We start from the raw sequence: 12055 nt of genomic DNA, 5'->3' as shown, positions 1-12055 counted from the left end.
TCAGTGCGCGTGGCTGGCGCTGGCCTTGCCCTGCTCGGCCTTGAGCACGAAGGCGTTGCGCGCGACGTAGCGGGCGCCGGCGGCCAGGCCCGACAGCACTTCGACCTGCTCGCCCGCGGCGCGGCCGAGCTTGACCGGCTGCGCCAGGAAGCCGCCCGGCGTTTCGACGTACACCACCGATTCGTTCTCGACGGTCTGGACCGCGTCGGCCGCCACCACCACCGGCGCGTCGGCGCTGCTGGTGACGACGTTGACCGAGACGAACAGGCCCGGTCGCCAGGCCATGTCGGGGTTGTCGAGGGTGACGCGGGCCGTGGCCGTGCGGGTCTGCTGGCCCAGCAGCGAGCCGATGTACGACACCTTGCCTCGGGCCCGGCCGGAGAAGGCCGCCGAGGCGACGCTGGCGGCTTCGCCGACGCGCACGTCCTGCAGGTCCTTGGGCGCGATCACGAACTCGGCCCAGACCGTGCGCAGGTCCGACAGCGTGAAGATGCTGGCGGTGTCGGGCAGGGCCTCGCCCAGGGCGATGTGTTTCTCGACCACCACGCCGTCGAACGGCGCGCGGATCTCCAGCCGGCTCAGGTCCCTGGACTGTGGCGGCGCGCCGATGGCGGCGAGTTTCTGCGCGGCGTTCTGCACGGCGATCTGGGCCTCCTGCAGCGCGGTGCGCGCCTGCTGGTAGTCCTGTTCGGCCGAGACCTTCTCGCGCCACAGCTTGAGTTCGCGCTGGTGGGTGGCGGCGGCGAGGTCGCGGCGCTTGCTGGCGGCCAGCCATTCGCTGCGCAGTTCCGACAACGCGGTGCTCGACAGCGCCGCCAGCAGGTCGCCTTGTTTGACCTGCTGGCCCAGGTCCGCCGACACCTCCTGCACCACGCCGGCCAGGCGCGGCACTACGTGCGCGGTGCGGTCGGCGTTGAACTTGATTTCGCCAGGGAATTGCGAGGCGGTCTCCAGCCGCGCGGGGCCGGCCGTTTCGATGCCGAGGCCGGCGGCCTGGATCTGTTCGGCGCTCAGCGTGATCTTGTCTTCGTCATGCTCCGCCGGGGCGTCGGCCTGGCCGGTCTTGCCATCGGGCGCGGTCTCGGCGGCGGAATGACTGTGTCCGTCGCCGGCCGCGTCGGCCAGGGCCGGGCGTGGCAGGGCCAGCGCCAGCAGGCAGGCGGCGGACAGGGCGGCGGCCAGCGCCGGGCGGGAAAGGGCGGAAAGCGCGGTGTGCATGGTCATGGGAGGGATAGGGTTCAACGTCCGAGAATGCGATCGATGTCCGCCGCCGCCTGATAGGCGCCGGCCAGGACGTTCAGGTAGCCGATGTTTCCTTGCGACAGGGTGCGTTGCGCATCCAGCACTTCCAGGAAGCTGACCTTGCCGGCCTCGAAGCCCTTGCGGGCGCTGTCGTAGGCCTCGGCGGCGCCGGGCAGCACGGTGGCGCGGTACTCGCGCACCGAATTGGCGGCCAGGTCGAACTGCGAGACGGATTGCAGCAGGTCGGCGGTCAGGCGCGACTCCAGCTCGCGATACAGGTCCTGCGCCTTGTACGACTGCATCGTGGCCGAGTAGACGTTTCCCTGGTTGCGGTCGAACAGCGGCAGCGGGATCGCGACGCCGAACTGCGCCTTGTTGCGGCCCTGCTCGTTGTCGCGCGCCACGCCGGCGCTCAGGGTGATGTCGGGATAGCGCTTGCTCTTCTCGACCTCCAGTTGCGCCCGCCCCAGCTCGACCGAGAGGCGGCCCGCCTCCATGCGTGGCGACGTGGCGAGGGCGGCGCGCAGGTCGTCGATGGCCTCGCGCCGCGGCAGCGCTTGCAGGTCGGTGCCCACCCGCGCGAAGTCAGGCGCGGGCGCGCCCCACAGTTGCCCGAGCTTGCGCCGCGCGGCGTCCAGCGTGGCGTCGGCGGCGCGGGCGTCGATACGCGCGTTGGCCAGTTCGACGCGGGCCTTGCTGCTTTCCAGCGGCGGCGCCTTGCCGGCGGCGACGCGCCGTTCGGCCAGGCGCAGGGCGTTCTGTGCGATGTCCACGGTGCCTTGCGACACCCGCACCGTTTCCTGCGCAACCGCCACGTCGAAGAAGGCGGCGATGACCGCGGCGCGCAGGTCGGCGCGGGCGCTGGACAGATCGCGCTGGGCGATGTCGCGCGCCAGGCCGGCCGCCTTGATGCGCGCGCCGCGCTTGCCGCCCAGTTCCACCGGCATGCTCAACGCGGTGGTGGTGGTGCGGGTGGCGCGGCGGTTGTCGTCGATGCCGACTTCGATGCTCGGATTGGGGATGACGCCGGCCTGCATGACCTGGCCTTCGCTGGCCGCGGCCTCGTTGCGCGCGGCGGCCAGCAGCGGGCTGCGTTCGTAGGCCGTGGCCAGCGCCTGTTCCAGCGTCAAGGCGGGCGCGGCCGACGCCGCGCGGGCGGCAGGCGGGGCATCGGCGGGGCCGGGCTGGCTCCAGGCCGGCGAGAGGAAGAAGGCGGCCGCCACGACGAGCGGTATCGGGGATGAACGCATGAGGTCAACCAAGGGAGGGCGCCACGGACTCGGGCTGAGGCAGGCATTGGTGGGCACTCTATCCAACGGGCCTCGTCAGATCCCCGACAGAAAAATGACATTTCGGTAAGGTTCGCGCGCCTTACGAATTCGTAATCGGCGTGTTGGCGAATTGACGCGGTCGTGTCCGTAGAGTGTCTTTACCGCTTAACAAAAAGCGTGCAGGCGCGGCGTCCTGGCCGCCCCGGCAAGTCACCGAAACTGGGAGATATCCTCATGAAGCAACGCATCGTCGCCACCCTCGCCCTGTGCGGCGCCCTGGCCGTGCCGGCCCTGGCCAGCGCCAACAGCACCTGGCACCCGACCAACACCGAGATCGGCTACAGCATCGCGCCGGACCATGCGGCCATGGGCAAGACCGGCGAGCAGGTCGCCAGCGAACTGGCCGCCGCCAAGGCCGACAAGCGCCAGTGGTTTTTCACGTACTACAACCTGGGCAAGCCGGGCTGGGCCAAGCAGGGCACGTCGCGCACCCGCGCCGACGCGCTGGCGGAAGTCGAGGCGATGACGCCGGCCGAGCGCGCCCGGCTGGACGCGATCTATACCCCGGGTTGAACGCGCCCCGTCGTTTCCGCGCCGTCCGCGGCCAGCGCGCCGCGGGCGGCAACCGGTACGGCCCGACCGCCGCCGCCGTCCCGCGCCCTGGCGCGTGGACGGCGGCTGTCGTATTCCGACGCCGCGAACGTAGAATAGGGTGGCACTGCGTCGCGGTTCGTCCCTTTCTCCATCCGGGGCCTCATGAAAATACTGGTCATTGAAGACGAAAAAAAACTCGCCGAATACCTGCGCCGCGCGCTCACCGAGCACAGCTACGTGGTCGACGTGGCCATGGACGGCGTCAGCGGCCTGCACCTGGCGCGTGAAAGCCAGTACGACCTGGTGCTGCTGGACGTGATGCTGCCGGGCATGGACGGGTTTTCGGTGCTGCACGAATTGCGCAAGACCGATCGCGTGCCGGTGCTGATGCTGACCGCGCGCGACAAGCTGGAAGACCGCGTCAAGGGCCTGCGCGATGGCGCCGATGACTATCTGGCCAAGCCGTTCGCGCTGTCCGAGCTGCTGGCGCGGGTATTGGCGCTGGGACGCCGCAGCGGCCATAACGTGGCCGAGGCCGGTGGCCAGAACGTGCTGCGCATCGGCGACCTGGAACTCGACCTGCTGCGCCGGCGCGCCTATCGCGCCGGCACGCGGCTGGACCTGACCGCCAAGGAATTCACGCTGCTGGCGCTGCTGATGCGCAAGCAGGGCGAGGTGCTGTCGCGCCTGGAACTGGCCGAGCAGGTCTGGGACATCAACTTCAACAGCAACACCAACGTGGTCGAGGTGGCCGTGCGGCGCCTGCGCGGCAAGGTCGACGACCCGTTCGAGAAGAAGCTGCTGCACACCGTGCGCGGCATGGGCTACGTGCTGGAAGTGCGGGAAGACTGATGGCCTCGCCCCGGCCCCGGTCGCTGCGGCGCTGGCTCACGCGCTGGCTGGCGATCCTGACCTTCGCCGGCCTTGGCCTGGTGTGCGTGGCGGTCTACTGGGCCACCAACCGCAACCTGTCCATCCGTCAGGAGGCCCTGCTGGCGCAGAAGATGGAAGTCATCAAGCACCTGGTCGAGGAAAACGCGGCCAAGGGCGATTCGGCGTCGCTGCGCCACAAGCTCGAGGATTTCTTCTACGGCCGCCCCGATTTCGCCTTGGCGCTGGAGATCGACGGCGCCAGGGTGGTCTATGGCGGCCCGGATGACGGCGATGACGGGCACGACCGCCGCATCAACTTCACGCTGCCGGTGCCAGGTTCGCCCGGCGGCTCGATGAATGCGGAGCTGGTGCTGGACATCTCCTCCGACCTGCATCTGCGGGCGGCGCTGGCCTGGACGCTGTTCGCCTGCGCGCTGGCGGGCGCGATCGTGGTGTCGGCGATCGGCACGCGGCTGGTGCGGCGGGCGATGGCGCCGGTCGACGAACTTGGGCGGCAGGCCGCGCGGCTGTCGCCCGACCGCATCGGCGAACGGCTCGACGAGAGCCACCAGGCCGAAGAGATCCGGCCGCTGGTGCACCAATTCAACGCGGTGCTGCAGCGGCTGGAACGCGCCTATGTGCAGATGGAGGGCTTCAACGCCGATGTCGCGCACGAGATGCGCACGCCCCTGGCGACGCTGATCGGCGAGACCGAGCTGGCGCTCAGCGGCAAGCGGCCGGAAGCGGCGCTGCGCGAGATCCTGGGCTCGAACCTGGAGGAGTTGCAGCGCCTGTCCGGCATCGTCAACGACATGCTGTTCGTGTCGCAGGCCGACCGCGGCGCCCAGGCCCGCGGCAGCTGGACCCCCAGCCTGGCGCAGGTCGTCGCCGAAGTGGCCGACTACCATGAGGCGGAAGCCATGGAGGCGGGAGTGTCGTTCGCGGTGTCCGGCGAGGCGGCGGCGCGCGTGGACCGCTCGCTGCTGCAGCGCGCCGTGTCCAACCTGGTGTCCAACGCCGTGCGCTATGCCCATTCCGGCACCCGCATCGACCTGTTGATCGACCGTGGCGACGAAGGCGTGCGCATCGCCGTGCGCAACCACGGCGAGCCGATCGGCGCGGAGCACCTGCCGCGGCTGTTCTACCGCTTCTATCGCATGGACGCGGCGCGTCCGTTCGACGCCAATCACCACGGGCTGGGCCTGGCCATCGTGGCCGCCATCGCGCGCATGCACGGCGGCCGGCCGTTCGCGTGCTCCGAGGGCGGCGTCAGCACCATCGGCTTCTGGATCGCCGACGGCAACATTACAGAAAACTAATCTGCCTGTTCGCGTCCTGTCGCGGCGCGCTTCCTAGACTGGTCTTGTTCACCGGCCGTGCCCATCGGCGGCGCGGGGTGGACGCCAGGGAGGCTTTATGCAGCGATGGAAACAGGCGGCCGGGCGCGCCGCGTTGGTAGCGGGCCTGGCGGCGGCGCTGCCTGCCTGGGCGGCCGAGCCGGCGCCCGGCCAGGGCCTGCCAATGGCGCTGGAACCCGCGTGCGAGTTGCCCGACACCGTGCGCGACGCTTTCGAGCGCCGTCAGGCGCAGGGCCAGCTGACGCGCGCCGAGGTGCGCGCGCAGGTCGAGGTCTGGCGCGCCTCGGGCATGTCGCAGCTGTCGCGCGCGCGGCCCCTGCCGGATGTCTACAGCGAACGCTACCGCCAGCACTACGCGACCTACCTGCGGATGCGCAGCGGCCCCGAATACGCCGCGGCCCTGTGCCAGGCGCTGCGGGAGGATTGAGGGCGGCCGATGAAGATCCTGTACACCAATTTCCACCTGGGCGACGGCGGCGGTCACACGACCTACGTCACGTCGTTGGCGCGCGCGCTGGGCGCGCGGGCCGACGTCACGGTGGCGGCGCCGCGCGGCAGCCGGTTGCTGGACGAGGCGGCCGCCCTGCCCGGGGTGCGCACGGTGGCGCTGCAGTTCAAGGGCGCGCCGGCGCGGCAGTGGCGCACGTTGCGGCAGTTGCGCGCGCTGCTGTGGGCCGAGGCGTTCGACGTGGTGCACGTGAATGGCTCGGCGGATCATCGCCTCTGCATGCTGGCGGCCGCGGGGCTCGGGCCGTTGCGGCCGTTCATGGTCTACACCCAGCACAATGGCCGCCATCCCCGCAGCCTCGGCGCGCGCCTGCGGGCCGCACTGGCCACCGACCGCGTCATCTGCGTCAGCCAGCACACTTACGAGGGCATGGGTCGCTCGGCCTTCCGCCCGCAGGACCTGCGGCTGGTGCGCAACGGCGTGGACACGGCGCACTACCGTCCGGCGGCGTCGGGCGAGGCCGCGCGGGCGCGCGAGGCATTGCTGCCGCCGGCATTGCGGGACCGCCTGGTGGTCGGCAGCCACGCCGGCACGGCCAGCTACAAGAACTGGCTGGACATGGTCGCCGCCGTGGCCTTGCTGCCGCCGGACCAGCGCGGACAGATCGCCGTGCTGATCGCCGGCCTGCCGCCCGCCGCCGCCGATCTGCGGCGGGTCGAGGCGCTGGGCATGGCCGGCGCGGTGGTGTTCACCGGCCTGCTGCGCGACGTGCGGCCGCTGCTGGCGGCGATGGATGTGGGCTTCGTGCTGTCGTCGCGCCTGGAGACGATTTCCTTTGCCTGCCGCGAGATGATGGCGGCGGGCAAGCCGGTCATCGTCAGCGATACCGGCGGCCTGGCCGAGAACGTCACCGAAGGCGGCAATGGCTGGATCGTGCCGGTGTCGGCGCCGCCACGGGTGGCGGAGACGCTGGCCGAGATCCTGGAGAACCGCATCCTGCTCGACTGGATGGCGGCCGCCGCGCGCCGCAGGGCGGTGCGGGACTTTTCCCTGGAGGCCTTCGTGCGCGAGACCGAGCGGATCTATGACGAAGCCGGCCCGCTGCGCGCGCCGCGCCTGCGCTACAAACTGATGTCGGCGGGGGTGCTGGTGAGCACGGCCGTGCAGAACAGCGCGGCCTGCCTGGGCTAGGGCTCCGGCCGCACCGTGATAGCGCGGCCGGAGCGCCGGCTCACTCGCTGTACGTCTTGGTGCTGTACAGGCTGATCGGCAGCAGGTTCAGCACCGGCAGGCCGGACACGGGGTCCTTGGCCTGCTTGTCGATGTAGGCCTGCAGCACGTCGGCATCGAGCACGCCGATGTCCTGGCGGCGGGCCGCCGGCACGTTGGCCAGGGTCTTGTAGCCGTCGCCGCCGGTGGCGTTGAAGCTCAGGACGAACAGCTTGTAGGTGCGGTTCAGGTCCAGCGGCAGCCAGTTGCCGCTGACGTTGTCGCGCACCTCGATGTTCGACACGCGGCTGCCTTCGGCCAGCGCGGCGTTCACGTCCCAGCGCAAGCCGCCCGCGTAGGGGTACGGGCCGGTCGAACCGCCGGGGCCGTAGACCGCCTGCATGCCGTCTTCCAGCATGTTCTTGACCTCGGCGCCGGTGACATCCAGACGCCACAGCATGTTGCCGAAGGGCACGACTTCGATCACGCTGGCCGCGGTCACGTTGCCCAGCAACGGCATGCGCACGCCGCCGCCGCTCTGCAACGAGATGTCGGCGCCGCCGTAGTTGGTGTTGGCCACTTCCAGATAGGCCTGCGCCACCAACTGCTGGATGTCGCCGCCGTGCAGGTTGACGTTGCCCAGGGTGTTGCAGGCGACGCTGGAACGGCTGTAGTCGCGCGAGCCGGGGCCGCCGGGGACGCGCCGCGAGCACAGTTCCTGCGGCACCGTCGCCACCAGGCTGGCGCTGAACGCGTCGACCTTGGTCTTGAAGGGCTGCAGCACGGCCGTGGCGTGCGCATCCGGCTGCTGCAGGCGCAGGAAGCCGCTGGCGGCCACGTCGGCCAGAATGGCGGTCTGGTCGGCGGCGGCGGGCGCGGCGCCGCCGATCTTGAAGGTGTCGCCCAGCAGCACATGGGGAGTGCCGGCGCAGGCCGTCACATCGCCATTGGCGTCGAAACTGACCTTCAGTTCGCCCACCACCTGCGAGTATTCCCAGGCCTGCACCAGGCAGACGCGCTTGCCGTCCTTGTTGCGCAGTTCGGTGGGGTACGCGCCGGCGGGCGAGCCGACGCCGTAGGTCGTCAGCGCGTCGGGGCCGAGCAGCGTGTGGGAGTCGCCGCCAACCACCACGTCGACGCCGCTGAGCTTGGGAATGATCTGCTTGTCGTAGTCATAGCCGATGTGGCTCATCACCACGATCTTGTTGACCCCCTGGGCGCGCAGCGCGTCGATCTGCTGCTGCGCGGCGGCGGTCTCGTCGGAGAACAGGGTGCCAGGGTCGGGGCTGGACGATTGCTGGGTCTTGTTGGCGATCGTCAGGCCGACCAGGCCGATCGGCTGGCCGTCGCGCTGCACCACGATGGCGGGCTTGACCATGCCCGGGGCGCGCGAGGGATTGAGCGCCGAGTTGGCGCCGAAGGTGACGTTGGCGCTGAGCACCGGCGTCTGGCAGGCGCCAGCATGCAGCAGATCGATGAAGCGCTTCAGGCCGCTGTCGCCTTTGTCGAATTCATGGTTGCCCAACGTCATGGCGTCGAAGCAGACCGTGTTCATCAGCGCGGCGTCGGCTTCGCCGGGTTCGCCCGCGCGGTTGAAGTACAGCGTGCCGGTGGTGGCGTCGCCGGCGTGCAGCTTGAGCACGTTGGGCGATGCCGCGGCCAGGGCGGCGAAGGCCGCGGTGACGCGCGGAAAGCCGCCGACGTCGGTGTTGACCGTCACGCGCGCGCCGGCGGCGTTCTTGAGCTTGAGATCCTTCTTCCTGCTGTCCAGGTTGGAATGATGATCGTTGATGTGCAGGATCGTCAGTTCCATGGGCCGGCTGGCGACCGGCGCCGGGCTGGCCGGCGTATCGTCGTCGTCGCTGCCGCCGCAACCGGCCAGCAGCGCCACCAGGCTCAATGCCGCCGCGCCGGCATTCCTCTTCCACGTGATCATTCGCGTGCATCCCTCTGTTTTCGGAGGGATGCATGGTCGCGGGCCAGGATTACGTGAAGATGAATGACAGACGTGTCATGATCGGCGCGCGGATTGACTTGCCGCTGTCATGAAAAAAAGCCCGCCGCTTGCGCGACGGGCTTTTCAACCGCGCGGGGCGCGATCAGTAGTGGATCACGGTGCGGATCGACTTGCCTTCATGCATCAGGTCGAAGGCCTCGTTGATGCGGTCCAGCGGCAGCGTGTGGGTCACGAACGGATCCAGGTCGATCTTGCCGCTCATCGCGTCCTCGACCATGCCGGGCAGCTGGGTGCGGCCCTTGACGCCGCCGAAGGCCGAGCCGCGCCACACGCGGCCGGTGACCAGCTGGAACGGGCGCGTGCTGATTTCCTGGCCGGCGCCGGCCACGCCGATGATGATGCTCTCGCCCCAGCCCTTGTGGCAGCATTCGAGCGCGGCGCGCATCACGTGGACGTTGCCGATGCACTCGAACGAGAAGTCCACGCCGCCGTCGGTGAGTTCGACGATCACTTCCTGGATCGGCTTGTCGTAGTCCTTCGGGTTGATGCAATCGGTGGCGCCCATGGCGCTGGCCAGCACGAACTTGTTCGGGTTGGTGTCGACCGCGATGATGCGGCCGGCCTTGGCCTGCACCGCGCCCTGGATCACCGCCAGGCCGATGCCGCCCAGGCCGAACACGGCCACGGTGTCGCCTTCCTTGACCTTGGCGGTGTTGTGCACCGCGCCCAGGCCGGTGGTGACGCCGCAGCCCAGCAGGCAGACCTTCTCGTGCGGCGCGGCCGGGTTGATCTTGGCCAGCGAGATCTCGTTGACCACGGTGTATTCGCTGAAGGTCGAGCAGCCCATGTAGTGGTAGAGCGGCTTGCCCTCGTAGCTGAAGCGCGAGGTGCCGTCGGGCATCACGCCCTTGCCCTGGGTGGCGCGCACCTTCTGGCACAGGTTGGTCTTGCCGGACAGGCAGAACTTGCACTCGCGGCACTCGGCCGTGTAGAGCGGGATGACGTGGTCGCCCGGCTTGAGCGAGGTCACGCCTTCGCCGACTTCGACCACCACGCCGGCGCCTTCATGGCCCAGCACGGCGGGGAACAGGCCTTCGGGGTCGTCGCCGCTGAGGGTGAAGGCGTCGGTGTGACAGACGCCGGTGTGGGTGATCTGCACCAGCACTTCACCGCGCTGCGGCGGCGCGACGTCGATTTCAACGATTTCCAGCGGCTTGCCGGGTCCGAATGCGACTGCTGCGCGTGATTTCATAGCTTTGCTCCACGAGGTCGATGGCGTTATTTCAGATAGGAACGGACGATGCGCATGATCTGATCGATTTCCGCTTCGGGTTCGATCGTGGCGCCGGGCCGTCCGCCCTGGGCGGATTGGAGGAAGGTCTCCCGGAGGTGGCTTTCGAGCACTTCGGCCATCAGGCCTGTGGCCGCGCCGCGCAGGGCGGCCAGCTGTTGCAGCAGCGCGCCGCATTCCGTGCCTTCGTTGACGGCGCGTTCCAGCGCCAGCGCCTGGCCCTGGATGCGGCGCAGGCGCGTGGTGACGCGCTTTTTCTCTGCGGGGGAATGGGGCACGGCGGGCTCCGGTAGATACAGGGGGGGAGTATACGCGGCCAGGCAGGTCGCGTCCAGCGCGGGCCGCCTGTCTGTACATGTCTAGTGGCCCCTATAATCGGTTTTCGTCCAACGGCACGACACAGGATATTCCGTGGCTTCCAATCCGCCCAGCCTGCCGGCCCAGGCCAACGCCCTGCCCGCGCCGCTTTATGCGCAACTCAAGCAGATGATCGCCCAGCAGATCCGCAGCGGCGCGTGGCCGGCGCATTACCGCGTGCCCTCGGAAAGCGAGCTGGTGCAGGAGCTGGGTTATTCCCGCATGACCATCAACCGCGCACTGCGCGAGCTGACGGCCGAGGGCCTGCTGGTGCGCATGCAGGGCGTGGGCACGTTCGTGGCCCAGCCCAAGACGCGTTCGGCGCTGTTCGCGGTCAACAATATCGCCGACGAGATCACGGCCCGCGGCCATCGCCACCACAGCCGCGTGGTGCGGCTGGCCGAGGAAGCCGCCGGCAGCGAACAGGCCGCCGCGCTCGACATCCGCGAAGGCCAGCCGGTGTTCCATTCGCTCATTGTGCACTTCGAGGACGACGTGCCGATCCAGCTCGAAGACCGCTACGTCAACGTGCGGTTGGCGCCCGACTACCTGAAGCAGGACTTCACCCGCCACACGCCCTATGAATACCTGACGCGGGTGGCGCCGCTGACCGAGGGCGAACATGTGGTCGAGGCCATCGTCGCCAAGCCGCGCGAATGCCAGCTGCTGCAGATCGACCGCAACGAGCCCTGCCTGCTGATCCGCCGGCGCACCTGGTCGGGCGAACGCGCCGTCACCCTGGCGCGCCTGATCCACCCCGGTTCGCGCCATCGCCTGGAAGGAAAATTCTCCACATGACTTCGCTTGACGTGCGCCTGTATCGGGCACAGGACTATCCCCGCATGCCGTGGCGCAATGGCGGCGGCACCACCCAGGAAGTGGCGTGCAACGCCGGCGGCAGCAGCGCCGCGTTCACCTGGCGCCTGTCGATCGCCGACGTGGCGCAGGCGGGCGGCTTTTCCGCGTTCAGCGGCCTGCAGCGCGTCATCACCGTGCTGGAAGGCGCGGGCATCGCGCTGACCGTCGACGGTCGCGAGAAGGCGCCGCTGCTGGCGCGGCAGGCCTATGCGTTCTCCGGCGACGCGCGGGTCGATTGCCGGCTGCTGGATGGCCCTATCCGTGATTTCAACCTGATCTATTCGCCACGCCATTACCACGCGCGGCTGCAATGGATCGGCGGCGCGCGCGACTGGACCTTCCACAGCGCGGCCAGCATCGTGTTGCTGTTCAATGCCGGCGACGCGCTCACGGCGCGGCGCGATGGCCTGTTGCTGCCGTCGCCCGCGCGCTACGACTGCCTGCATCTGGACAGCGCGGAAGGCCTGGCCGAATACCGCCTGGAATCCGCCACGGTCCTGGACGCCTGCCTGATCGAGCTGCAGCCGCGCCAGGGCTGATGCCGCCTTGCGACGCCCGCCGAGCGCGGCGTCGTACGGGAAATCCCTGATCAGGAAC

At 69.5% G+C, this 12055-nt stretch carries 12 protein-coding genes; 7 read left to right on the top strand and 5 right to left on the bottom strand.

Features of this window, described 5'->3' with window-relative positions:
• Both AOZ53_RS15655 and AOZ53_RS15650 read right to left on the bottom strand, forming a co-directional pair.
• The gene (locus AOZ53_RS15655; RefSeq protein WP_054488412.1) at positions 1-1224 is read right to left on the bottom strand and encodes an efflux RND transporter periplasmic adaptor subunit; all 1224 of its coding nucleotides are present in this window, start codon (positions 1222-1224) and stop codon (positions 1-3) included.
• A 14-nt stretch (positions 1225-1238) separates the two neighbouring features.
• The gene (locus AOZ53_RS15650) at positions 1239-2492 is read right to left on the bottom strand and encodes a TolC family protein (RefSeq protein ID WP_054488410.1); all 1254 of its coding nucleotides are present in this window, start codon (positions 2490-2492) and stop codon (positions 1239-1241) included.
• A 255-nt stretch (positions 2493-2747) separates the two neighbouring features.
• Between AOZ53_RS15650 and AOZ53_RS15645 the strand changes: the two genes are divergently transcribed.
• The 5 genes from AOZ53_RS15645 (at position 2748) to AOZ53_RS15625 (ending at position 6977) form a co-directional block, all read left to right on the top strand.
• A complete protein-coding gene (locus AOZ53_RS15645; protein WP_054434007.1) occupies positions 2748-3086 on the top strand; it encodes a DUF4148 domain-containing protein in 339 nt (112 codons plus the stop codon).
• A gap of 183 nt (positions 3087-3269) precedes the next feature.
• Positions 3270-3959, top strand: coding sequence for a heavy metal response regulator transcription factor (locus tag AOZ53_RS15640; RefSeq protein ID WP_006392423.1), 690 nt, complete (start codon positions 3270-3272; stop codon positions 3957-3959).
• Positions 3959-5299, top strand: coding sequence for a heavy metal sensor histidine kinase (locus tag AOZ53_RS15635; RefSeq protein ID WP_054488407.1), 1341 nt, complete (start codon positions 3959-3961; stop codon positions 5297-5299). Before AOZ53_RS15640 ends, AOZ53_RS15635 begins: the two co-directional genes overlap by 1 nt.
• Positions 5300-5396: 97 nt before the next feature.
• A complete protein-coding gene (locus tag AOZ53_RS15630) occupies positions 5397-5765 on the top strand; it encodes a hypothetical protein (RefSeq protein WP_231690402.1) in 369 nt (122 codons plus the stop codon).
• 9 nt (positions 5766-5774) lie between these two features.
• The gene (locus tag AOZ53_RS15625) at positions 5775-6977 is read left to right on the top strand and encodes a glycosyltransferase family 4 protein (RefSeq protein ID WP_054488405.1); all 1203 of its coding nucleotides are present in this window, start codon (positions 5775-5777) and stop codon (positions 6975-6977) included.
• Between the two features lie 40 nt (positions 6978-7017).
• Here the strand turns inward: AOZ53_RS15625 and AOZ53_RS15620 are convergent, their stop codons facing one another.
• The 3 genes from AOZ53_RS15620 to AOZ53_RS15610 form a co-directional block, all read right to left on the bottom strand.
• A complete protein-coding gene (locus tag AOZ53_RS15620) occupies positions 7018-8931 on the bottom strand; it encodes a bifunctional metallophosphatase/5'-nucleotidase (RefSeq protein ID WP_054488403.1) in 1914 nt (637 codons plus the stop codon).
• Between the two features lie 163 nt (positions 8932-9094).
• Complete coding sequence (locus tag AOZ53_RS15615) at positions 9095-10204, bottom strand: S-(hydroxymethyl)glutathione dehydrogenase/class III alcohol dehydrogenase (protein WP_008164710.1); 1110 nt, start codon at positions 10202-10204, stop codon at positions 9095-9097.
• A gap of 26 nt (positions 10205-10230) precedes the next feature.
• The gene (locus AOZ53_RS15610) at positions 10231-10521 is read right to left on the bottom strand and encodes a metal/formaldehyde-sensitive transcriptional repressor (RefSeq protein ID WP_006392430.1); all 291 of its coding nucleotides are present in this window, start codon (positions 10519-10521) and stop codon (positions 10231-10233) included.
• 133 nt (positions 10522-10654) lie between these two features.
• Here AOZ53_RS15610 and hutC point away from each other — a divergent pair, with 133 nt between their 5' ends.
• Positions 10655-11398, top strand: coding sequence for a histidine utilization repressor (hutC, locus tag AOZ53_RS15605; protein WP_180180069.1), 744 nt, complete (start codon positions 10655-10657; stop codon positions 11396-11398).
• Positions 11395-11997: a HutD/Ves family protein gene (locus tag AOZ53_RS15600; protein ID WP_054434002.1), complete on the top strand. Its 603-nt coding sequence runs from the start codon at positions 11395-11397 to the stop codon at positions 11995-11997. Before hutC ends, AOZ53_RS15600 begins: the two co-directional genes overlap by 4 nt.
• Positions 11998-12055: the final 58 nt, after the last annotated feature.

The sequence above is a fragment of the Achromobacter sp. 2789STDY5608621 genome (assembly GCF_001299375.1).
Classification (GTDB): domain Bacteria; phylum Pseudomonadota; class Gammaproteobacteria; order Burkholderiales; family Burkholderiaceae_B; genus Achromobacter; species Achromobacter insuavis.
This window is presented reverse-complemented; position numbering and strand designations above follow the sequence as displayed.